This is a genomic window from Acidocella sp., assembly GCF_035535915.1.
In the GTDB taxonomy this organism is placed as follows: domain Bacteria; phylum Pseudomonadota; class Alphaproteobacteria; order Acetobacterales; family Acetobacteraceae; genus Acidocella.
Genome location: NZ_DATLPB010000081.1, coordinates 19,292 through 42,493 on the forward strand (window position 1 = coordinate 19,292; position 23,202 = coordinate 42,493).

At 61.5% G+C, this 23,202-nt stretch carries 20 protein-coding genes; 12 read left to right on the top strand and 8 right to left on the bottom strand.

Annotated elements, in window-relative coordinates; genetic code table 11:
* Positions 1-76 precede the first annotated feature (76 nt).
* The 6 genes from VNC39_RS09890 to VNC39_RS09915 all read left to right on the top strand — a co-directional run bounded on the left by VNC39_RS09890 (position 77) and on the right by VNC39_RS09915 (position 5,886).
* The gene (locus VNC39_RS09890; RefSeq protein ID WP_325398920.1) at positions 77-511 is read left to right on the top strand and encodes an RrF2 family transcriptional regulator; all 435 of its coding nucleotides are present in this window, start codon (positions 77-79) and stop codon (positions 509-511) included.
* Positions 508-906, top strand: coding sequence for a DUF488 domain-containing protein (locus tag VNC39_RS09895; RefSeq protein ID WP_325398680.1), 399 nt, complete (start codon positions 508-510; stop codon positions 904-906). The genes VNC39_RS09890 and VNC39_RS09895 overlap by 4 nt, the downstream gene beginning before the upstream one ends.
* A complete protein-coding gene (locus VNC39_RS09900) occupies positions 887-2,395 on the top strand; it encodes a nitronate monooxygenase (protein WP_325398682.1) in 1,509 nt (502 codons plus the stop codon). Before VNC39_RS09895 ends, VNC39_RS09900 begins: the two co-directional genes overlap by 20 nt.
* 159 nt (positions 2,396-2,554) lie before the next feature.
* Positions 2,555-2,977: a MarR family winged helix-turn-helix transcriptional regulator gene (locus VNC39_RS09905; protein WP_325398684.1), complete on the top strand. Its 423-nt coding sequence runs from the start codon at positions 2,555-2,557 to the stop codon at positions 2,975-2,977.
* A gap of 59 nt (positions 2,978-3,036) precedes the next feature.
* Positions 3,037-4,842 carry a chloride channel protein gene (locus tag VNC39_RS09910; RefSeq protein ID WP_325398686.1) on the top strand — a complete coding sequence of 602 codons (1,806 nt, stop codon included), beginning with the start codon at positions 3,037-3,039 and terminating at the stop codon, positions 4,840-4,842.
* Positions 4,843-5,277: 435 nt separating this feature from the next.
* Entirely contained in the window at positions 5,278-5,886 is a 609-nt protein-coding gene (locus VNC39_RS09915; RefSeq protein WP_325398688.1) for a hypothetical protein, read from the top strand.
* 21 nt (positions 5,887-5,907) lie between these two features.
* Here VNC39_RS09915 and cobA read toward each other — a convergent pair whose 3' ends face one another.
* From cobA to VNC39_RS09955, 8 genes are all read right to left on the bottom strand, one after another.
* Positions 5,908-6,729, bottom strand: a complete 822-nt coding sequence (cobA, locus tag VNC39_RS09920; RefSeq protein WP_325398690.1) for a uroporphyrinogen-III C-methyltransferase — start codon at positions 6,727-6,729, stop codon at positions 5,908-5,910.
* Positions 6,726-9,326 carry a molybdopterin-dependent oxidoreductase gene (locus VNC39_RS09925; protein WP_325398692.1) on the bottom strand — a complete coding sequence of 867 codons (2,601 nt, stop codon included), beginning with the start codon at positions 9,324-9,326 and terminating at the stop codon, positions 6,726-6,728. The genes cobA and VNC39_RS09925 overlap by 4 nt, the downstream gene beginning before the upstream one ends.
* Positions 9,323-9,661: a nitrite reductase small subunit NirD gene (gene nirD / locus VNC39_RS09930; protein ID WP_325398922.1), complete on the bottom strand. Its 339-nt coding sequence runs from the start codon at positions 9,659-9,661 to the stop codon at positions 9,323-9,325. Before nirD ends, VNC39_RS09925 begins: the two co-directional genes overlap by 4 nt.
* Positions 9,661-12,108 (bottom strand): nitrite reductase large subunit NirB, encoded by a 2,448-nt coding sequence (gene nirB, locus VNC39_RS09935; RefSeq protein WP_325398694.1) that lies wholly within the window; start codon positions 12,106-12,108, stop codon positions 9,661-9,663. Before nirB ends, nirD begins: the two co-directional genes overlap by 1 nt.
* Before the next feature lie 18 nt (positions 12,109-12,126).
* The gene (locus VNC39_RS09940; RefSeq protein ID WP_325398696.1) at positions 12,127-13,356 is read right to left on the bottom strand and encodes a nitrate/nitrite transporter; all 1,230 of its coding nucleotides are present in this window, start codon (positions 13,354-13,356) and stop codon (positions 12,127-12,129) included.
* 230 nt (positions 13,357-13,586) lie between these two features.
* Entirely contained in the window at positions 13,587-14,591 is a 1,005-nt protein-coding gene (locus VNC39_RS09945; RefSeq protein WP_325398698.1) for a CmpA/NrtA family ABC transporter substrate-binding protein, read from the bottom strand.
* A complete protein-coding gene (locus VNC39_RS09950) occupies positions 14,584-15,162 on the bottom strand; it encodes an ANTAR domain-containing response regulator (protein WP_325398699.1) in 579 nt (192 codons plus the stop codon). Before VNC39_RS09950 ends, VNC39_RS09945 begins: the two co-directional genes overlap by 8 nt.
* Before the next feature lie 174 nt (positions 15,163-15,336).
* Positions 15,337-15,480 carry a hypothetical protein gene (locus VNC39_RS09955; RefSeq protein WP_325398701.1) on the bottom strand — a complete coding sequence of 48 codons (144 nt, stop codon included), beginning with the start codon at positions 15,478-15,480 and terminating at the stop codon, positions 15,337-15,339.
* 178 nt (positions 15,481-15,658) lie between these two features.
* Here VNC39_RS09955 and VNC39_RS09960 point away from each other — a divergent pair, with 178 nt between their 5' ends.
* From VNC39_RS09960 to VNC39_RS09985, 6 genes are all read left to right on the top strand, one after another.
* Positions 15,659-16,882 carry a serine hydrolase domain-containing protein gene (locus VNC39_RS09960; RefSeq protein ID WP_325398703.1) on the top strand — a complete coding sequence of 408 codons (1,224 nt, stop codon included), beginning with the start codon at positions 15,659-15,661 and terminating at the stop codon, positions 16,880-16,882.
* 216 nt (positions 16,883-17,098) lie between these two features.
* A complete protein-coding gene (locus tag VNC39_RS09965) occupies positions 17,099-18,427 on the top strand; it encodes an MFS transporter (protein WP_325398705.1) in 1,329 nt (442 codons plus the stop codon).
* Between the two features lie 235 nt (positions 18,428-18,662).
* Complete coding sequence (locus VNC39_RS09970; protein ID WP_325398707.1) at positions 18,663-19,238, top strand: TetR/AcrR family transcriptional regulator; 576 nt, start codon at positions 18,663-18,665, stop codon at positions 19,236-19,238.
* A 245-nt stretch (positions 19,239-19,483) separates the two neighbouring features.
* Positions 19,484-21,058: a sugar ABC transporter ATP-binding protein gene (locus VNC39_RS09975; RefSeq protein ID WP_325398709.1), complete on the top strand. Its 1,575-nt coding sequence runs from the start codon at positions 19,484-19,486 to the stop codon at positions 21,056-21,058.
* On the top strand, positions 21,055-22,071 hold the full coding sequence (locus VNC39_RS09980) for an ABC transporter permease (protein ID WP_325398711.1): 1,017 nt from the start codon (positions 21,055-21,057) through the stop codon (positions 22,069-22,071). Before VNC39_RS09975 ends, VNC39_RS09980 begins: the two co-directional genes overlap by 4 nt.
* 67 nt (positions 22,072-22,138) lie before the next feature.
* Positions 22,139-23,089: a substrate-binding domain-containing protein gene (locus tag VNC39_RS09985; protein WP_325398713.1), complete on the top strand. Its 951-nt coding sequence runs from the start codon at positions 22,139-22,141 to the stop codon at positions 23,087-23,089.
* Positions 23,090-23,202 lie beyond the last annotated feature (113 nt).

Consider the following 23,202-nt stretch of genomic DNA (forward strand, 5'->3'; position numbering starts at 1 on the left):
GAAAACATGCAAGTGGTATGCATATATGGAGTGACCGGTGCGGCTGACGCGATACACTGACTTTGCGATCCGGGTAATGCTGTATCTGGCGGCGCACGAGGATCGGCTTTGCTCGATTGGCGAGATCGCCGGAGCCCATGGCATCTCGCAAAACCACTTGATGAAAGTAGCGAGTGACCTGGCCGGGGCCGGCTATGTACAGAGCCTTCGAGGCCGCGGTGGCGGCCTTCGGCTCGCGCGAGACGCAAGCCAGATCAATATCGGCCACCTGGTTCGCCATACGGAAGGCAAGATTGATCTCGTGGGGTGCGGCGAATGCGCTCTGGCGCCCGCTTGCGGTATGGTGTGTATCTTCAAGGATGCCGTCGAGAGTTTTTTCAAAACCTTGGAGCGGCACAGTCTGTCGGACATCATGAAAAACGGTCGGCCTGACCAATTGCGGCAAATACTGGCCTTAACGGGGCAGTCATCAAGGCAACCCCGGTCGGCCAGAATGGCAGGAACCGCATGAGAGCCGCACGGCACGGCGCTGATCTCCATATCAAGCGGGTTTACGACACCCCCGAGCAAAGCGACGGCGCTCGCGTGCTGGTCGACCGGCTCTGGCCGCGTGGTCTGCGCAAAGAGAAGGCGGAGTTGAGCTTATGGCTCAAGGAAATCGCCCCGAGCGTGGAATTGCGCACCTGGTTCGGGCACGATCCGGCGCGATGGATCGAGTTTGGCCGCAGATATCGCGCCGAACTCGAGCGCAATGGCGCAGCGGTTCTGCGGCTCGTCGACCTGCTGAGGCGCGGGCCGGTAACATTGCTCTACGCCGCTCACGATACTGCTCACAATCACGCCCGCGTATTGGAAGCCTATCTGCGCGATCATCTGGAGAACGGTCATGGCGACCATCCTGCATAGACCCGTTTGCGATCTGCTTGGCTGCACCTATCCTATTGTGCAGGCTGGCATGGGTGGCGTCGCACGCTCGGAACTGGTTGTGGCGGTGACGAAGGCCGGAGGGTTCGGCTTTCTCGGCATGGTGCGCGAGCCAACGGACTTGATCCGCGCAGAAGTGGCAGCGCTGCGGTCGCGTGGGATCGAGCGCTTCGGCGTCAATCTCATTCCAGCGGCGACGGAGCGCGTGCTGCTTGATGCGCAGGTTCTGACGTGCATCGAAGTTGGTGTTCCGGTTGTGAGTCTGTTCTGGGATGTACCGCTTTCTCTGGTTCGCCGGCTGCGTGACGCCGGAATCGTCGTGGCCTGCCAGACGGGCTCACTCGCCGAGGCGCGGGCGATGGAAGACGCCGGCGCACAGATCCTGATTGCCCAGGGCATCGAAGCCGGTGGTCATGTTCGCGGTGATCTCCCGTTGAATGACCTTCTGCCTGGAATAGTCGAGCAGACAGAAGTGCCCGTGTTAGCAGCCGGCGGACTCACGAACGGCGCCGATCTGGCCACGATGTTGTCGCTTGGTGCCCAGGGCGGTGTTTTCGGCACGGCGCTGATTGCTACGCGAGAGGCCTTTGCCCATGACTATCACAAGCAACGCTTGGTCGATGCTGATGGCGAAGATACGATTCTGACCGATGCCTTCCATATCAATTGGCCGCGTGGTGCAAAGGTTCGCGTGCTGGCGAACAGCGTCACGCGCGGCAAGCGGGGAGATCCATTCTCCACCCCCCGCACGATCATCGGCGATGAGGCGGGGCGCCCGATTTATCTGTTCAGCACAGATTCGCCACTGCGGTCGATGACCGGAGATTTTGAAGCGATGGCGCTATATGCCGGCAAAGGCGTCGCGCGGGTGAGCGGCATTGCCAGCGCAACCGAGCGGGTGTGCACGATCGCAGCGGAAGCAATGTCCTTGCTCGATGCCGGTGTGCCCTCGCAAGGTGCGCCCATCGAACTGGCCTCGCCAGCTTGCTGCGCCCATGAAATGGACGATCGCTACATGGGTTTTGCAGGCTGCGATACGCTTCTGCCCGCCTTGAACGAATTACTGGAAGCAGAGCGGGCCGGCGCGCGCGTCATGCTGCGGACGGCGTCGGAAGCACCGGAGGCTTTGAAATCTCTGGTCATGGCGATTCATCGCGACAAGGTACGTTGGTGCGGTGTGCTCACCCGTGCGGTCCATAGGTTGGAAGGTGTGCCGTCGCGGAAGACCGGAGCGTTGCACGAACAGGCAATGACAATCGCAGACATCCCGGAGCGGCTCGCCTTTCTCAATCGCGGCCAGGGCTGGGTGGCGCGCAAGCTCAAGATGCTGCTTCCGACTATCCGCGACGAGACCATCCACGCTGATCTCGCCGTGATGCTCGCGTCGCACGAAAGCGACATCTCCCTTGTCACGGCGGAGCTACCCGTGCGCCCCTACGCGGATATCCAAGATTCAGCGCCCGGTGGATAATTGCTAGAGATTAGCACCGGTTCTAGCCGTTAGAGCACACGCATCCCGGGCGGTTTTTGCGTTTGTGCTTAAGATCAAAATTTCAAGCAAACCACATCATGGCGTGATGCAACGGCAAAATGCTGGCCATCGCTGCGGCGGGCCGGCATGATGGCGCGTATGAGCACCCCCCGAACGCCGTCAGGCCAGCTTACCGATCATGATTACCAGACCCTGGCGGCAATCCGCTATGCGCTGCGGCGCTTTGGTTATTTCAGCGAGGACGCCGCGCGTTCCGCGGGACTCACGCCACAGCAGCACCAGGCTCTGCTGGCCATTCGCGCCGCCGAAAAGTCCGCGCTGTCCGTCGGCGAGCTGGCGGAGTTTCTCATGGTCAAACCGCATAGCGCGAGCGAGCTGGCCGACCGGCTCGCGGCACTGGGCCTGGTGGGGCGCCAACCGGGCATGACGGACCGGCGCGTGATGAAGCTCCAACTTACCCCAGCCGGTGAAGCCGCGCTTTTATCGCTGTCCGTGACCCATCGTGACGAGCTGAGACGACTGCGCCCGCTTTTGAGCGAGCTTCTCGCCAAACTGGACTAACCTGTTGACTATATCGCAATGCGATATATATCCGCCTTGCGTTGAATTTGGCGGTGCAGATGGTGGGTTCTGGTGGCGGTTCCGGGCCGCTGAAAAAGCTCGGAGATTTCACGGCGGAGCCTCGGATACTGGCCATCACGGCGATGGGCATCGTAGCCGGAACTGGCGGCGTCGGCGCCGGCTGGGTGCTTCTGCATCTCATTGCCCTGGTGACGTCTCTCGCTTATCTGGGACATTTCACGATCAACGGGCCCACGACCGCGCACCTGCCGCTATGGACCATTGCGGTTCCGGTGCTTGGCGCTGTGATCATCGGCCTGATGGCCAGATATGGCAGCGAGAAGATCCGGGGCCACGGCATTCCCGAGGCGTTGGAAGCCATCATTCTTGGCGGCTCGCGCATGGGGCTGAAGGTCGCGATTTTGAAGCCGATTTCGTCGGCGATTTCGATCGGCACAGGCGGGCCGTTCGGCGCCGAGGGGCCGATCATCATGACCGGCGGTGCCATTGGCTCGCTGTTCGGGCAGTTGTTCGAGCTGACGGATATGGAGCGCAAGACGATGCTGGTCGCGGGGGCCTGCGCCGGCATGACGGCGGTGTTCGGCACCCCGGTCGCGGCGATGTTGCTCGCCGTCGAATTGCTGCTGTTCGAGCTCAAGCCGCGGAGCTTCCTCCCCGTGGCCGTGGCCTGCGTGACCTCGGCGATCGAACGGCGCTATATCCTCGCGCCCGCGCCCTTGTTCCCCTTCAACGGTGCCGTGATCATCGATCCGTTGCATGGGCTCGGCTGGGTGACGCTGGGGCTGGTTGCCGGCTTCGGGTCGGCATTGCTGACCGTCATGGTCTACGGCGCCGAAGATTGGTTTGCACGTCAGAAGCTGCACTGGATGTGGTGGCCGGCGCTCGGCGGGATTGTCGTCGGTGTCGGCGGGTTGATCGACCCGAGCGCTTTGGGGGTCGGTTATCCAAACATCGCGCACATGCTCGCCGGTGGGTTGGCCGGGGTGGCGGTGCTTCGGCTCCTGGTCGTGAAAGCCGTCATCTGGTCGGTCGCTCTGGGGTCGGGGACCTCTGGCGGCGTCCTCGCCCCGTTGCTGATCATCGGCGGTAGCCTCGGAGCGTTCCTGGCGCCGTGGCTGCCAGCCGCCGCTCCGGGCTTCTGGGCCTTGCTCGGCATGGCCGCGATGATGGGCGGGACCATGCGTGCGCCGCTCACCGCCGCCATTTTCGCGGTCGAACTGACCGGGAACCAGGCGGTCCTGCTGCCGGTCATCTCTGCCTGCATGGCGAGCTATGCTGTGACCGTGCTGGTCATGAAGCGCTCCATTCTAACCGAGAAACTGGCCCGGCGCGGCCATCATGTCACCCGCGAATACAGCATCGATTTGGCATCGCTTGCACGGGTGCAGGAGATTATGGCCAAGCAAGTCGAGACATTGCCCGCTTCGATCACCATTGGCGAGGCGATTGATTTCTTCCTCAACCCGACACATGGGCACCGCGCCTATCCGGTGGTGGACGGGGAAGGACGGCTCGCCGGCTTGATCTCTCGTTCCGACATATTGGGCTGGATCGGCGCGAAAACGCCGCGTACGTGTCCGCTTGCGGATGTTCTGGCAAGCACCACGGTGCCCACGGCCTCGCCTGACGAGACGATTTCGGCGATCGCCGTGCGGATGATGACGCGGCAGGCGCCCCGGTTGCCGGTCGTCGACCCGCACACCGGAAAGCTGATGGGCATCGTTTCCCGGGGCGATTTGATTAAGCTTCGCTGGCGGGAGTTTGAGGCCGAAACGCTCCGAGCAGCGCATTTTTCACGACGCCGTAAGGAGCGCTCCGTCTCGGTGATCGAAGCTGACACCTGAATGGAAACGAAACTGAAGAGCTGGCTGGTGGCTGGAGGCGCTCCCCTCGGCCGCCAACTGAAGAATTGCGACGCATGACCAACCGGCATCCGGACAAAGCTTCATGACGGCAGCCATTATAACGGCTGCAGCGACGGTTTGTGGAATTCTGATTTTCCTTCTTTATGTCTTGATCGTTCACGCGCTGGTCCTGGTGCATGATGACCTGCAAACAATTTAGATGAGGAAAGCGGTCGGTTCATTCCGTATCCCTCATACCCAATATAGTTGCCGTACGATGAAGCGGCATTGCCCTTGTCCGTCCCGCATCGCGAAGAGCTGAGCCGGCTGCGCTCCGTTTACGCGCGCCCCTTATCAGGCCAGATCAGCCATGCTTGACTATATCGTGTTACGATATATATCGCGCCTGGTTTTATATTGTGGGTAAACTAAAGCATGCATAACGAAGTTCTGAATGTCGTTTTTGACTCTTCAAAGTTTTGGCCTGTCGCCATCGGTTTCATCGGCCTTGCGACCGGGTATGTGGTGATGGGCGGCCAGGCGTTGTTCCAATACCCGCAGGGGGGAAGTGAGGCGGTTGAAAAAACGGTTGCCATGTGGGGCGCCTGGATGGCCGGCTTCATGCAGTTCATCACCGGCGTCTATCTCATCATTGGCCTGACCTGGTTTGGCGTTTTCAACAATGCCGCGCCGCTCTACATGGCGGCGGTGGCCTTCACCGCGTATGGCGTGCATTGGTTCGCGGTGTCGCACCGTCGGTTCATCGGCAGCAGCCCGGTTCCCGAGGGCTGGATGGCGATCGTCTTCACCATGCTCTCGATCCTCGGCATGATCGTCTTCGCCGGCGCCGGGGACACCCCGGTTGCGATCCTGTTTTTTGGGCTGACGCTGGTCTATATCACCGAAATTCCGGCGCGCCTCTGCCATTGGACGCTGGGCACGAGGCTGGTTGGCCTGTGGCAGTTCCTCACCGGTCTCTGGCTCATTTACCTGACCTATGGAGTCGTGCTCAATCTGGCGCTTGGCTACCATTGGTGGGTCTGAGCAGGCAGTAAAATTAACGGGTCAGCTCAGTATCGGTACTGAGCTGACCCGTTCAGTTTGATTGGGGAAGAGGGAGCTCGGTCGATCCGCTTCGCTCGCTCCCTCACACGGTAGCTGTACGATCTCCTCCCGCAAGGCTTCACCGACAAGGATGAGCGTTGGTCTGCTCGATGCAGCCTGTTCCAGCTTGAACGGGAGAGAGGCGATCGTGCCGCGAATGCGCCGCTCGTCCGGACGGCTGACATTCTCGATCGCGATCGCAGGGGTAGACGGGTTCATGCCCGCCTCGATGAAATGCGCGGCGAGGCAGGACAATGTTTCGGCGCCCATATACACGGCCAGCGTGCCGCCGGAATTGACGAGTGCCGCCCAGTCGTGCGGCGGCAGATTCCCGTCCGCGCCGTGGCCGGTAAGAATGTGCAGCGAGCGGGAGACGCGGCGTTGGGTGAGGGACAGGCGCAGGGAGGCGGCGGCGGCCGTGGCTGTGGTGACGCCGGCGACGATCTCATAGGCGATGCCGTGGGCGGCGAGCGCTTCCATCTCCTCCGTGGCGCGGCCGAAAATCATCGGGTCGCCGCCTTTCAGCCGCACGACCCTGTGGCCTTGCAGCGCCTCCGCGACCAGCAATCGGCAGATTTCGTTTTGGCTCATGCTGTGCCGGCCGCAACGTTTGCCGACATCGATCTGCCGCGCACCCGCGCGCGCGAGGCCGAGGATGCGGGGATCGATGAGGCTGTCGTGCAGGATCACGTCAGCGTCCTGCAGCAGCCGGAAAGCTTTCAGCGTGAGCAGTTCAGGATCGCCCGGCCCGGCGCCGACGAGAAAGACTTTTGCGCTGGTCATGAAACAAGCTCCGAGGTGAGTTGTGTCAGCAGCTGCGCGAGTTCGCCCTTGCAGGAGCCGCAATTTGTGCCCGCCTTGCAGGCCGCGCCGATCGCAGCGACCGAGGCGAGACGTTGCGCCTTGATGGCGCCTGTGATCGCGCGTTCCGTAACGTTGTGGCAAACGCAGACGACGCGGTCCCGCGGGCCCGAATCGCCGATCTTGCCACGCAGGATCGCCGCGCGGTTGGCCTGCTGCACCGGTGCGGCGAACAGGGCAGAGAGGGCCGCGCCGTCGGGCAGGGCCGGTCTGGCGGGGGCGATGAACAGGCAGGCCACGAGCCTGAAATGGCGGAAAATCCCGAGTCTGTAGATTTTTCGTGCGGAATCGTAAAACTCCACGCGTTCGTCGTCGGCGTCAGCGCCGCACAGCCGGGCGGCCCAGTCGGAAAGGGCGGCGTCACGGGGCAGGGGTTTCCAGCCCGAGAGTCTGAGACGGTGCATGCCGCCGGCTACCGGCACGCGCGCGGCGTGGAACTGGCCATGCGGCATCGTGCCCGCGCGGCTTTGCAGAATTCCATGCCAGGCCGCTTGCAGGCCTTCCACGGCGGCACGCTCGTGCTTCAATGCGGGCTGCCCGGAGAGCTTGTCGCAGAGCGGGCCGGTGAGCTGATTGACGTTGCCGGCGCCGCTATGCGCGCTGGTCCAGTGCATGGCGGCGAAGATCTCGCCCGGACGCTGGGCTTTCGTGATCGCGGCCGGGAGCACGCTGCGGCCATGGCGCGTGGTGACGCGCAGGAGGTCGCCTTCCACCACGCCGAGCTGCGCGGCGTCGGCAGGGGAAATCTCGAAATTCGCTTCGTCGGCGCTGGTCATCAAAGACGGCACGAAGCCCGTGCGCGTCATCATATGCCATTGGTCGCGCAGGCGTCCGGTGTTCATCGTGAACGGGAAGGAGGCATCGCGTTTCGCCGGCGCGGGAGCGGTCACGGGGACGAAGCGCGCTTTTCCATCCGGCGTGGGGAAACCGCCTTCCGCGAACAGGCGCTTGCGGTTCAGCGGCCATTGGACGGGGAGGAGCGCGTCATATTCCTCGTCAGTCATCGCGGCCAGCGGGGCGATGTTGAACAGCCGTGCTCCCTGATTGCGGAAACCGGAAAGTGCCGCGTGTTCGCGGAAAATATCGGCGGGGCTGGCATAGGAGAAGGCTTCCTGGAAGCCCATGCGGTGCGCGACTTCGGTGAAGATCCACCAATCGGGCCTGGCCATGCCGGGGGCGGCGCGGAACGGGCGCTGGCGGGAGATGCGGCGCTCGGAGTTGGTGACCGTGCCGTCTTTCTCGCCCCAGCCCGCGGCGGGCAGCACGACGTTGGCGAGATGGGTGGTGGCCGTGGGCCAGCAATCGGAGACGGCGACGAAGGGGCAGGCTTCCAGCGCCGCGCGCACGCGCGACGCGCGCGGCAGGCTCTCCGCGGGGTTGGTCGCGGCGATCCAGATGGCTTTTATCCGGCCGTTCAGCACGGCGTCGAACATGTCCACTGCTTTCAGGCCGGGCTTTTCGGCAAGGCGCGGGGCGTTCCAGAAATCGCGCAGCAGGGCGCGGTCGGATTCGGTCTCGAAGCGCAGATGCGCGGCAAGCTGGTTGGCGAGGCCGCCGACCTCGCGTCCGCCCATGGCGTTCGGCTGGCCGGTGAGGGAGAACGGCCCCATGCCTGGGCGGCCGATGCGCCCGGTGGCAAGGTGCACGTTGGTGATGGCGTTCACCTTGTCAGAGCCGCAAGCCGACTGGTTCACGCCTTGGGAGAAGAGCGTGACGGTGCGTTCGGTGTCGCAGAACCAGTTGAGGAAGGTTTGGAGCGCGGCCGGGTCGAGGCCGGTTTCGGCATCGTCATGCGCAGCCGCCAGCGTTTCCGCAAAGCCGGAGGTGTGCGCCGCGATAAAGCCGTTGTCTAGCTTGCCGCGCTCACACAGGGCCGCGAGAAGGCGCTGGAACAGCGCGACATCGCCCTCCGGCCTGATGGGCAGGTGCAGATCGGCGAGCGCCGCGGTGGCGGTATGACGCGGGTCGATGACGACGATTTTGGCCCCCCGCGCAATGCGGGCGGCCTGAGCGCGTTCGAACAATACCGGGTGGCACCAGGCGGCGTTGGCGCCGACAAAGACAAGGAGATCCGCTTCGTCGATGTCCTCGTAGCAGCCGGGCACGACGTCTTCGCCGAAGGCGCGGGTGTGGCCCGCGACGGTGGAAGCCATGCACAGGCGGGAATTGGTGTCGATGTTGGCGGCGCCGATGAAGCCCTTCATCAGCTTGTTGGCCACGTAATAATCTTCGGTCAGGAACTGGCCGGACCCGTAGATGGCGACCGATTCCGGCCCGTATTGTGCAATCGCTTCGGAGAAGCGCTGTGCGACCAGGTTCAGCGCGTCGTCCCAACTGGCCGAGGCACCGCCGATGATGGGCGTGGTCAGGCGCGCGGAATCGTCCAGCGTCTGCGCCAGGGCCGAGCCCTTGACGCAGAGTTTGCCGAAATTCGCGGGATGCGCGGCGTCGCCCGCGATGGCGCCGCCGTTCACGGTCACGCCGCAGCCCACCCCGCAATAAGGGCAGGTGGAGTTCATAGCGGCGCGGACACGGCGAGCAGCACCCGCCCGTTCTCGATTTTCACCGCGAAGTGCGGGGTGCATCCGACATCCGGCCCTTCTGCTGCGCCGGTGCGCAGCGAGATCACCCAGCCATGCAGCGGGCAGGTGACGGACTCGCCGTGCACGATGCCCTGGCTGAGCGGTCCGTTCTTGTGCGGGCATTTATCGCGCAGCGCAAAGACGGAATCGCGCGCCGTGCGGAAGATGGCGATGTCGCCCGCCGGGGTCTTCACGCAGCGCGCCCCGAGGCGGGGGATGTCCTCCAGCGCGCCGATATCCGCGAAAAAAACATCCTTCTGCAGCCCGTCCATCATGCCAGCTCCGCCATCGCGCCGAATTTCTGCGCCTGTTTGTCTTCCGTTTGTTCTGCCCATGGGTCTTTTTGCGCGTAGCTTTGCGCATGCAGGAATTTGGCGTAGAGGCTGCGGCGCAGCTCCGCGTTGTCCACCATCTTCTCTTGCACGTATTTCAGCCCCACGCGCTCGATCCAGTGCGCGGTGCGCTCGAGGTAGCGCGCCTCCTCGCGGTAAAGCTGTAGGAAGGCGCAGGCATATTCCATGACCTCCTCTTCCGTCGTGACCTTGCACAGAAGTTCGGTGGCGCGCACTTTGATCCCGCCATTGCCGCCGACATGCAGGTCCCACCCGGCCTCGGTCGCCACCACGCCGAAATCCTTGATCGTGGATTCGGCGCAGTTGCGCGGGCAGCCGGAAACGGCGAGCTTGACCTTGTGCGGATGCCAGGAGCCCCAGGTGGCTTTTTCGAGCGCGATGCCCATGGCAGTGGAATCCTGCACGCCGAAGCGGCACCATTCCGAACCGACGCATGTTTTTACCGTGCGCAACGCCTTGCCGTAGGCGTGGCCGGAGACGAACCCGGCCTCGTTGAGGTCTTTCCATACGGCGGGCAAATCTTCCTTTTTCACGCCGAGCATGTCCACGCGCTGGCCACCGGTGAGCTTGACCGCAGGGATGTTGTATTTGTCCACCACGTCGGCAATGGCGCGCAACTGCGCCGCGTCGGTCATGCCGCCCCACATGCGGGGCACGACCGAGTACGTGCCGTCTTTCTGGATGTTCCCGTGCATGCGTTCGTTCACGAAGCGCGACTGCGCGTCGTCCTGATATTCCCCGGGCCAGGCGCAGAGGAGGTAGAAATTCAGCGCCGGTCGGCAGGAGGCGCAGCCGTCCGGTGTCTGCCATTCGAGCGCCTGCATCACGGCCGGAATGGTCTTCAGCTCCGCGCTCACGATGCGGCGGCGGACCTCGTCATGCCCATGGCTCGTGCATTTGCACATAGGCTTCACGGCGGCGGGCGCGTAGCCGGCGCCCAGAGAGAGTTTCAGCAGCCCTTCCACGAGGCCGGTGCAGGAGCCGCAGGAGGCGGAGGCCTTGGTCCGCGCGCGCACGTCGTCGATGCTGCACAGGCCGTGCGCGGCGATGGCATCGAGGATCGCGCCTTTCTTCACGCCGTTGCAGCCGCAGATTTCGGCACTCTCCGGCGTCGCGGCCAACGCTTCGCTCGGGTCCGAAGCGGCGACCGGACCGAAGATCATCGTCTCGCGGAGATCCGCGAGATCTTGGGCATCCTTGAGAAGCTGGAAATACCATCCCGCGTCGCGCGCGTCGCCGAAGCAGACCACGCCCGCGAGCTTGTTGTCCCGCAGCACGAGGCGTTTATAGATGCCGCGCGCGGCGTCGCGCAGCACCACGTCCTCGGTCGTCTTGTCGCCGAGGAATTCGCCGGCGGAGAACATCTCTATCCCCGAGACCTTCAGCCGCGTGCCGGAGGCGACGGGCGTGAACGCGCTGCTTGCCACGCCGCAGATATGATCGGCGGCGACCTTCGCCATGTCCCAGATCGGCGCAACCAGGCCGTAGCATTGCTTGTTGTGTTCGATGCATTCGCCGATGGCATAAATCGCCGGGTCGGAGGTGCACATATGGTCGTCCACCACCACGCCGCGTTCGCAGGCCAGACCCACGGCGCGGGCGAGGCCGGAATTCGGGCGGATGCCAACGGCCATGACGACGAGGTCTGCCTCGATGCGCGTGCCGTCCTTCAGCACCACGGCGGTAACCGCGCCATCCTCGCCGTCGCCATCGAAGTGGTCCGTGTTGGCGCTGGTATAGATCGTCATGCCGCGCTGGGTGAGGGCGCGCTCCAGCAAATGCGCGGCGGAGGCGTCGAGCTGGCGTTCCATCAGCGTCGGCATCAGGTGCACGACGCTCACATCCATGCCGCGCAGGTTCAGCCCGTGCGCGGCCTCCAGCCCCAGCAGGCCGCCGCCGATGACGACGGCCTTCTTGCCAGGGGCGGCGACGGCGATCATATCCTCCACGTCCGCGACGGAGCGGAAGGTCATCACGCCCGGCCGGTTGACGCCCGGTAGCGGCAGCGTGAACGGGTTGGAGCCGGTGGCGAGCAGCAGCACGTCATAAGGCCGCACGGTGCCGTTCGCGCCGCGCACGGTCTTCGTCTCGCGGTCGATCCAGTCCACATGTTCCCCCGCGACCAGCTCGATGTTATTGTTTATGTACCATTCGTGCGAATTGATGACGATCTGCTCGAAGGTCTTTTCCCCCGCGAGCAGGGGCGAGAGCATGATGCGGTCGTAATTCGGGTGCGGCTCGGCGCCGAACACCGTGACGTCGAACCTGCCCGGCGCGCGCTGGAGGATTTCTTTTACCGTGCGCATGCCGGCCATGCCGTTGCCGACGACGACGAGTTTTTGTGCTTGGTGGACCACCATATCCATTTTCGTGATTCCCTGAGGTCAGATGCGGATCGAACTGCCGTCGGCGTAGCCGCGGCTAAAGCTGGCGCGCCATTCGCGCTTGACGATGTTGATGCCGATGAAGGCGACGAGCGCGAGTCCGGCGAAGATGAGGAACCCGGCCTGGTAAGAGCCCGTCCACTGTTTCGAGAAGCCGAGTGAGGAGGCGAGATAGAACCCGCCGATGCCGCCTGCGCAGCCGACCAGGCCGGTCATGACGCCGATCTCACGCCCGAAGCGCACGGGCACGAGCTGGAACACCGCGCCGTTGCCGGTGCCGAGCGCCAGCATGGCGATGACGAAAGCCCCAAGCGCCATCGGCAGGGTCGGCAAGCCGATGCTGACCGCCACCAGGGCCAGGGCGGCCACGACATAGAGGATGGAGAGCGTCAGGATGCCGCCGATCCGGTCGGCGATCCAACCGCCGATGGGGCGGAAGAGCGAGCCGGTGAACACGCACGCGGCGACGGCATTGCCTGCCTGCACGGGCGTGAGGCTGTACTGGGTATGGAAGTAGATGCTGAGCGAGGCGGAAAGCCCGACGAACCCGCCGAAGGTGACGGCGTAGAACAACATGAACCACCAGCAATCGGCGATTTTCAGCACCGCGAAATAGCCCGCGAGTGTCTGCTTCTTCGGCAGTGCCGGCGCGTCCTTGGCGAGGGCCAGGAAGACGACCAGCACGAGCGTCATGAAAATCGCCGTCATGCCCAGCAGGTTCATCCAGCCATAGCGCAGCCCCAGCGCGGGCGCGGCAAGGGCGGCGATGACGGTGCCGAAATTCCCGGCCCCCGCCAGCCCCAGCGCCTTGCCCTGGTGCTCGGGCGGATACCAGCGCGAGGCCATGGGCAGCGCGATGGCGAAGGAGGCGCCCGCCATGCCCAGCACCACGCCCAGCAGCAGCACGGCATCGAAGCTCGGCACCCCGACCAGCCACGCCACGGCAAGCCCCAGGATCACGACGAGCTGCGCGAAGATCGCCGCGCGCCTGGCGCCGACATGATCCACGAGGATGCCATTGAAGATGCGCAAGATGGCACCGGCCAGAACCGGCATCGCCACCATCAGCCCCTTGTGCGCGGGGTCGAGATGCAGCGCCGTGGCGATCTGAATCCCGAGCGGGCCGAGTATGACCCAGCACATGAAGCTGAAGTCAAAATACAGAAAGGCGGCCGCCAAAGTCGGCAGATGACCGGATTTGAGGAAGCTCTTGGGCTGGGTGCCGGACATGAAAAGCCTCGCCACGGCGCCGTGCGCCGCTTGCGAACCGGCCTTGGCCCGCGGGGAATTTTTCGATCTGAGCTGAAGCCGCCGCCTTTGGCCGCCACGCCGGCGGCAGGAGCCGCTTGTGGGTGATGCAGCAACTTCTATGCCAGACTTAAAAGCGCCTAAACGAGCGTCATTCCTGATGGGCTCGCACGTCTGTTTGGCTATAGTTTAATCAAATGATCAAAAAATAATTAAATCAGCCGAGTATTTTTGCAAAAAATCTCCTCGCGTGGCGCAGCGAAGCCTCCGCCGGAACGTTGGAACAGGTCCGGCCGGTAGAGCGTTTCCGCCGCGCCGATGGCGTCGGCTCCGGCCTTGTGCCAGCGGACCAATTGCTCCGCGAACCAACGCGCATGCGCCGGGTGAGGGTAGGGTTCGGCGAATTGCGGTCCGCCTTCCTCCGGTGCCAGGGCCTGGCCGAGCAGGTCCGCGGGCAGATCAAGATAGGCGGCGTGGGAGAGGAGAGAGGCGAGCGCGCCCCGGTTTTCGGGTTGCGCGCAGAAGGCGCAGGCTTGCCGCAGCGCCGCCAGCAGCGCCAGGACGGAACCCTCATGACGCGCGGCGAAATCCGCGCGCACGGCCAGGCATTTTTCGGGGTGGTTTTGCCAGATGTCCTGGGAAAAGGCGGCGATGACCCCAAGCCCCGCCCGCGCGGCCACATGGCCCCAGGGGGCGCCGGCGCAGAACCCGTCGATCGCGCCCGCGGCCAGGCCGCTGATGGTCTCTGCCGGGGGCAGCACGGTGATCTCGACATCGCGCTCGGGGTCCATGCCCTCCGCTGCGAGCCAGTAGCGCAGCAGCAGATCGTGTGTTGAGTAGCCGTGCACGACGGCGAGGCGGGGTTTCGGCGCACCGGCCGCCAGCGCCGCCTTCAGCCCGGCCGCGTCCGTCGCCTGCCAGTCTTTCCAGGCATTGGAGAGGACGATCGCGTTGCCGTTCGCGCTCAGCGACATCGGCACGGCGAGCGCCGTCTTGCGGCCGCGCAAGCCCATGGCGCAGGCCAGAGCCAAGGGCGGGAGCATGACCGCGGCATCCAGCAGCCCGTAGCCGAGCTTGTCCGCGATGTTCGCCCATGAGGGTTCGACGGAGATTTCCGCCCGCAGCCCGTGTGCCTCGAAAAACCCCTGGTCCTGGGCCACGATCACCGGCGCCGCGTCGCAGAGCCGGAGTATGCCGATTTTGAGCGGTTCAGCCATTCTTGGGGTCCTTTTGCGCCAGCAGCGCCTGCGCCACGTCCACCAGCCTTTTCTGCTGGTCCATGGCCCGGCGGCGCAGGAATTTATGGGCCGCGGGCTCGCTCATGCCGTCCTGCGTCATCAGCAGGCGTTTTGCCATGTCGATTGCCTCCCGTGCCGCGATCTGTTGCTCGGCCGCCGCGAGGCGCTGGTTCACGTCCACGGCGCGGCGGAAAAAGGCCATCGCGGTCGAGAGGATCGGCTTGATGGCCGGCAAGGTCATGCCATGGACATGATAGGAGATGACCCCGGCCGCGATGGCGTCTTCCATGAAGGCGGGGTCGTCATCGTCCACGAACATCACCACGGGCAGTTGCCGCACCGCGTTCAACTGGCGGACGGAATCGATGCCGTCGCGGTCGGGCCGGGCCATGTCGACGATGATGACGTCCGGGGCGCAGCGCTGAACGGCCTCGAGCAGATCCTGAGAGCCCGGGATGAGCGTGACCACCAAGCTGCCGTCTTGCACGCGCAACTGCGCCGCCAGGGCCTCGCCATGGCGCCCCTCATGGTCCGCGATCAGGATTTTCATGGTCTTGCGGGCCGCATGGAATGATTTTGAGCCAAATTCCCGCAGGTTTGTCCAGTGGCGGGGAATGTTTAGCAAGGTCGATATGTTGGAAAGCGCGGCATCCTGTCGCTAACGGCCCCCCTGTTACCGCCGTGATAGGCTGGGAAGCCGGGTACTGGACTCAGGAGCATGATATCACCCGGCATTACATCGCCTGGCGCGAAGTATGTCAGCGGAATTGCACTCGGCGGCCAGCCGGTTCCACTCCTTGGTAAATTCCGCGACGAATTTCCGGACGGCGTCCGGCGCCATTAGATCCTCGCGTAGGGCCGCGATCATCGCGGCTTCAAGATGCCAACGTCGCAGATCGCTGCATCGACACGATCTTGCGCTTGCGCGCCGCGCTGTACATCGAAACAGACGCAACCTCTTGCCTTTTCAAATTGCAATCCGTCATATTAGCTGTCATATCAACAATATAATCATATGCGCTTTATCCGGCGCGGGAGTTAATGCCATGGACGTTATTCAGAGCATCCGGCCAGAGACTGTCGGCCTCTCTTCGGAGCGGCTTGGGCGTCTTGATGCGTGGGCGCAGCGCCTGGTGGAGGACGGCAAGTTGCCAGGCTTGCTTTCCGTGGTTCTGCGCCGGGACCAGATTGCCCATGTCCATGCCTGTGGAAATGCCGATGTCGAGCGTGGCGTGCCGCTTCGCCAGGATACGATCTTTCGTATCTACTCAATGACGAAGCCCCTTACCTCGACCGCCATCATGATGTTGTACGAAGAGGGGCGCTTTCAGCTCGACGACCCCATCACGCGCTTTCTGCCATGTTTCGGAAATATGCGTGTGCTCACCGGCGGTGCGCGCGGCAAATGGGAAAGTGTACCGGCGGAGCGCGACATCACTTTTCGCGATCTTCTGACGCACACTGCCGGCTTCACGAATGGTAATATGGCCGCGACTCTCGTCGACGCCATGTACCGGGAGGCCGGCATCGACTTCACCTTCGGCGAGTGCAGTCTTGGCGAGATGGTCGAAAGGCTCGCCAAGATGCCGCTGCTCGCCCAGCCTGGGGCCGAATGGAATTACAGCGTCGCCACTGACGTGCTTGGCCATCTCGTTGCTGTGATTTCCGGCCAACCCTTCGATGAGTTCCTGGAGAAGCGCATCATTGGCCCGCTCGGCATGGTGGACACCGCGTTTGACGTTCCCGCGGCGAAGCTCTCCCGCCTTGCCGCCAATTACAAGCCCGGCGAAGGCGGCCGCCTTGAGGTGATCGACGATCCAGCCAACAGCCGATACGCACGGAAACGTCCAATCGCCTCGGGTGGCGGCGGACTTGTTTCCACGGCAAGCGACTATATCCGCTTTTGCCGCATGATGTTGAAGAAGGGTGAACTGGACGGGGTGAGATTGCTGGGCCGCAAAACCGTCGAGCTCATGACACTCAACCATCTGCGCGGCGATATGGCGGATATGGGGCAGGCGCGCTTCAGCGAATCGACCTACGAAGGCATCGGCTTTGGCCTCGGCTACTCCGTGATGATCGACCCCGCAAAGGCGCAGATCCTGGGGACGCGGGGAGAATATGCTTGGGGCGGCGTCGCCAGCACCGCTTTCTGGATCGACCCGGTCGAGGACATGGCTGTGCTTCTGTTCACGCAACTTATGCCTTCCTGGACTTACCCAATCCGCCGCGAAGCACGGATTCTGACCTATGCGGCTCTGACCGACTAACCGGTGGGCAGGCATCGGGACGGGTCCAGCCGATGAGAGTTCCATCTCATCGGCGGTCGGCCGATAGCCGCGAAGTCGAAACGAGCCGCGCCAGATGGAGGTCGGATCCTGCGACGCCGTTAAGGCCGTTAAGGCAGATAAAGCAGAGCCTCCGGTTCAAGCTCGATAAATTAAATCATAATCGCACGATAAAGTGCATTTTGCGGAGGAAAGCACGTGGTTGGGACAGGCCAAGGAACACGATGGCTGCGGATCATTCCGATTGCCTTTTTGATGTACACGGTTGCCTTCATGGACCGCGTCAACATCAGTTTCGCCGCTCAGGGAATGGCACATTCGTTCCATGTCAATGCGGCCGCGATCGGCCTCACGTTTGGCGCCTTCTTCGCCGGCTACACAGTTCTGCAGATTCCTGGCGGCTATATCGCTGACCGCTGGGGGGCAAAACTTTGGGTCACGTTACTGCTGATCGCGTGGGCGGCTTTTGCCGTCTGCAGCGGCCTGGCTCAGACCGAAAGGCAAGAACTTTGGGCCCGTTTCTTTTTGGGCGTCGCCGAAGGCGGGCTCTGGCCGGCGGTGTTGATACTCATCTCGAGATGGTTTCCGCGAAACGAGCGAGCCACGGCGAACGCGTTGTTTCAGATCTGCCTGCCCGTAGGCGCGCTGCTCTCAGCGCCACTCTCCGGCTGGCTCGTCAGCGCCTTCAGCTGGCGGGACATGCTCATCTTCGAAGGGCTGCCTCCGCTCGCTTGGGCGCTCATATGGTGGCTCGCAATTGACGACAGTCCCAGCGCTGCGAAATGGTTGGCCGCGGAAGAACGTGACGATTTGGAGAGGCGCCTCGCCGAAGAGCGGCGGACACTGGTTCCGCTCGCATTGAGCGTCGGGTGGAAAGCTATGATCCATCCGGTGGTCTGGCTTATTACGGTCACTTATTTTTTGGCGATCATGGGCGGATACGGGCTTATGTTGTGGATGCCCACAATCGTTAAGAATCTCGGCGTGGGGTCGACCGGTACCGGCCTGCTTCTGATGATCCCGAACTTCGTCGCCGTATTCGTTTTGATCTATGCAGGCTGGATCTCAGATCGCCTGCAGAACCGCAAGATTGTCGTGTTCGCGTCAGCGGTTGGTGTTTTAATTGGCCTGCTCGGTCTTCTCTGGCTCGCGCACGCGCACATAACGTCGATTTGGCTCACCATCCTCTTCATGACGATCGCGACCGCCGCAGGCTTCGCCAAGCAGGCGCCGATCTGGGCGATTCCGACGCAGATCCTGCCAGCGGGGGCCGCCGGACTGGGGCTGGCGGTTATCGGACTGGTCGGCAATCTCGGTGGCCTGACCGGCCCCTGGTTGATGGGCTATTTGCAGGCCAGGACGCATTCCTTCCTGATTGGCTTTCTGGCGCTGGCCGGCTGTGTGGCCTTGGGGGCTTTGCTGGCCCTGTTCATCCCGGAATCAAAACCGATCGATCTTCGATCATTTAGGGTCGCCTTTTGGAAGGCGAAAGAGGCTGCACCGGAGGCTCGAACGCTCGCAGAATGAGAGACAATCCAGACCATCTGAGCTCCAGCGAAACACGCAATGTCCGGTTTGGTCGCGTAAGGCGGCCGGCCCTGTCGGTCGAACCTGCGGTGGCCGTATGATCATCATCGATGAAATTTGACACCGTTGACAAACTTTGCGACGCCAATATCATTATGATATGGGCGTCTCACACAAGCACGTAACCATTGTTGATCCTGACGGAAGGGGAGCGCGCGCCAGGACCATGCGCCTCATGCTCGAGGCCGCAATCGGGCTGATGCAGGACGGGCAGAATCCTTCGGTGAGTGACGTTGCAGAGGCAGCCGGCGTCTCGCGGGCGACGTCCTATCGCTATTTTCCAAGTCAAGCCGCGCTCGTCGACGCTGTTATAGACGTGGCATTAGGGCCAATTCTCGATTGGAGTCCTCACTCCACAGATGTGAACGAGCGCGTGGCCAACCTGATGGAAGTTTCGCTGCAGAGGATAGGGGAGTTCGAGGCGACATTTCGTGCCGCTCTGAAGCTTTCCCTGGACCAATGGGCCAAGAGAAGGGCGGGTACGCTCGGCACAGAGGTGCCATTCAATCGCGGGCATCGCGTGGGTCTCCTGCAAAATGTGGTGGCGCCGTTGCGCGGGACTGCAAGCGAGCAAGACCTTGATCGGCTGGCCAAGGGGCTATCACTCATTTTCGGCATTGAAGCTTTTGTTGTTCTCAAAGATATTTGGAAAATGGAGCAGGATGATGTCGAGCAAACAATTAATTGGATCGCCCAAGCCTTGATCTCGGCCGTTGTCAACAAAGAAGACACAACTGGGCGGGAACATTGAGGGCATATTCGGTAAATATCGAAATGCCGAATTCCTGAAACGTGTTGCTAATATCCGTTGTAAGGCTTTACTCTCTGTAATTTACGACGCCTATTGTTCGAATGTTCTATAAATAACAAAGCCTAAAGGCTTGCTGCATATCTGCGTTACCCGCGGATCTGCAGGTAGTGGGGGGAACAGACGATGCAAAATCGCCTCGGCGGTGCCGTGAGTTCGACGGCGTCGGTGTGCCTCAAGAGGCTCGCATGAGTAACTTGTTTTTGCACCCTCATTCGGGCGGACAAATTTCGGCCGAAAGGGTGCCGCTCCAAGCGGTGGGCCTCTCAAAATCCTTCGGACCGGTGAAGGTGTTGCACGACCTTTCGCTCGAGGTCCGAGCAGGTGAAGTTCATTCGATCATTGGCGAGAACGGCGCAGGAAAATCGACCCTGATGAAACTGTTCGCCGGCCATTTGCAGCCGTCTTCCGGCGAGATCAGGATGGACGGCGAACGAATCAATCTATCAAATCCCGTTATTGCCGAGTCGTTGGGGATAGCCCTCGTTCATCAGGAAATTCTTCTGGCGCCGGATCTAACGGTGGCTCAGAATCTCTATCTGGGTCGAGAACTCCGTCGCGGCGTGATGCTGAACGATCGCGTCATGCGGGTACGCACGCGCAAGGCTATGGAAGAGCTCGGCGCGCAGATTGATCCTGACGCGATTGTCAGGCGATTGTCGATTGCTCAACGCCAACTTGTACAGATCGCGCGCGTGCTTCTGGTTCCACATCGCGTGGTGATATTCGATGAACCGACGGCCTCGCTGACCCCCTTCGAAACCGACGCCCTGCTCCGGATTGTCGAGGATATCCGGGCCAAAGGGGTGGCGATTTTATACATCTCGCACCGACTTCCCGAGGTAAAGGCCATATCCGATCGCATCAGCGTCCTGCGCGATGGGCGACTTGTGACCACGCAGGAGGCCGGCGAGATGGAGCCGGTGGATATGGCGCGACGCATGGTCGGCAGGGATGTCGCCAAGCTCTATCCGGATCGGACCTACCAGACCGAAGAAAAAATGGTGTTGGAAGTCCAGGACTTTTCCGTCCCGGGCTATGTTCGCGACGCAAGCTTTAAGCTGAAGCGGGGCGAAATCCTTGGGTTTGCCGGCCTTGTGGGCGCCGGCCGAACTGAATTAATGGAGGGTGTCGTCGGCTTACGATCCGGCAGGGGCACGCTAAGGCTGAACAACGAGGCGATACATTTTGCTTCGGTAGGCGCCAGTCTAAAGGCCGGTATCGTGTATCTAAGCGAGGACCGGAAAGGCAAAGGGCTTCTGCTCGATCGAAATCTCCAGGTGAACCTGACGCTGGCCTCACTGTCTCGGTTCGTTCGCGGTGTTGGGATCAATCAAGCAGCCGAGGCCGCTGCGCTAGACAAGGCAATCAACGATTTCGAGATTAAGACAGGGCGCAAGGATCTTCTGGCCGGACAGCTCTCAGGAGGTAATCAGCAGAAGCTTCTTTTGGCCAAGATGATGTTGCTTGACCCGAAGATTGTCATCATCGACGAACCGACGCGTGGCATCGACATTGGTGCGAAGCAACAGATCTACAATTTCATCGCCGGACTTGCCGAGGAAGGTCGATCAGTAATCGTTGTATCATCTGAGATGCCGGAGTTGATTGGCATTTGCGATCGCATCCTTGTTATGCGCGCAGGGCAAATTGTCGGCGAGGTGACGGGCGAACGTATGACCGAAACGGACATCGTGGTTCTTGCGACCGGTGCGAACGCAAAGATGGCTGTTAGGATGACGACTGTGGGAGACGTTGCATGAGTTCGGAAAGCATTGCCGAGGAGAGGGGCGGACGTAGAAAGATACGCCGATGGTCTGAGGTCGACATGAGAGCGGTGGCGCCCTTTGTTGCCTTGGCACTCCTTCTGGTCCTGGGGGCGCTATCGAGCGATCGTTTTCTGACTTTGGGAAACTTGCTAAATGTTCTTACCCAGAGTGCGTTTGTCGCGATCATAGCGGTTGGAGCAACCTTTGTGATTACCGCAGGTGGGCTTGACTTGTCTGTCGGATCGATGGTGGCTTTTGTCGCGAGTCTCGTGATTCTGTTCCTGAACACAGGTCTTATAGCGAATCCAATCCTTTTCCTCATGGTCGCGGTGATGATGTCGATCGTCGCCGGCGCTTTGTGCGGTTTTGCAAACGGTCTTATTATCACCAAAGGAAGAATTGAACCCTTCATTGCAACGCTCGGAACCATGGGTGTCTTTCGTGGTCTGACAACCTGGCTGTCGCAGGGTGGGTCCATCTCCCTGAATTCGACGGATTTGCAGACTATTTCCAGGCCGGTGTATTTCGGAAACGTATTAACGATCCCGGTTCCCATCATCATTATCTTCGTCGTTGCTGGCATTGGCGCGTTCCTTCTGTTCCGAACCGGCTACGGTCGTCACGTTGCTGCAGTTGGTTCAAACGAGGACGTGGCTCGGTATTCTGGAATCTCTGTCAGTCGCGTACGAATCATCACTTATGTCCTGCAAGGTTTGTGTGTCTCTATCGCTGTTGTTCTGTATGTGCCGCGGCTCGGCTCAACCACAGCTATGACGGGAATTATGTGGGAGTTGCAGGCGATCACCGCGGTCATCATCGGAGGTACTGCCCTCACCGGCGGCGTCGGGCGCATCTGGGGATCGATTTGCGGGGCGTTCATCCTCGAGATTGTCGGCAACATCATGATCCTGTCGAATTACGCCAGCGAATATTTGATCAGCGCAATCCAAGGTGCAATCATTATCATTGCGATGCTCGTTCAGCGCTCTCTGATTCGAAAATCATAAACAGAAAACCGGGCGGAGCAGGTCTCCCGGGTCACGAAAAAATAACCTGCACAAGGGGAGAGAAAGAGTGAAAAAGAAACTTCTAACGTTCGCTGTCGCGGCGCTCATCGCCGCAGGCGCAGGGAGCCGCGCGCAAGCCGAGAACTATACGATCGGCGTGTCGGTTCCGACCGCGGATCACGGATGGGCCGGTGGGATCATCTACCAAGCTGAACGAGTGGCCAAATTGTTGGAGGCTGAACATCCAGGACTGAAGGTCATTGTCAGGACCTCGTCGGATCCGGTCAGCCAAGCCAACGCACTCGAAGACCTGACTACGGAGGGCATGAACGCGCTTGTTATCCTCCCGATTGACCCTAACCCGTTGGTGAACGCGATCAAGCAGGTGAAGTCCCAGGGAGTATTCGTCACGCTCGTCGATCGATCTCCTTCTGTCAACGACGGTTCCGTGCGTGACGTCTATATCGCGGGAAACAATTACGGGCTCGGTTTTGTTGCCGGAGACTATATCAAGAAGCATACGCCGGACGCCAAGGTCGTCGTGATCCGCGGATTGCCGATTCCGATCGATCAAGAACGTCAGAACGGCTTCGATAACGCCATCAAAGGCAGTAACGTCACGGTGCTTGCAAAGCAGTACGGAAATTGGAATCGTGACGACGCTTTCAAAGTGATGCAGGATTTTCTGACAAAATACAAGCATATCGATGTCGTCTGGTGTCAGGATGATGACATGGGCGTCGGCGTTCTGCAGGCAATCGAGCAGGCAAAGCGAACTGATGTTAAGTATATCATCGGTGGTGCGGGGTCGAAGCAATTCATCAAGAAAGTCATGGATGGCGACAAGATGGTGCCGGTGGATGTACTGTATCCGGATACGATGGTCGCAACGGCCATGGAGATCACCGCAGCCCATCTGTACGACGGCGTGGTCGTGTCGGGAACCTATGCGCTGGACGCCACCTTGGTGACCAAAGAAAACGCGAAAGACTATTACTTCCCGAACTCACCGTTCTGAGCCGGTCAAGAAACTTCGTTCCCCGCGCAAGCGGGGGGCATTTGCAGATCCGACCCATTTTTTGTTGGTTTTGGCCGGTGCCGTTTCAGTATCACTGGCGTCCGATAAGAAAA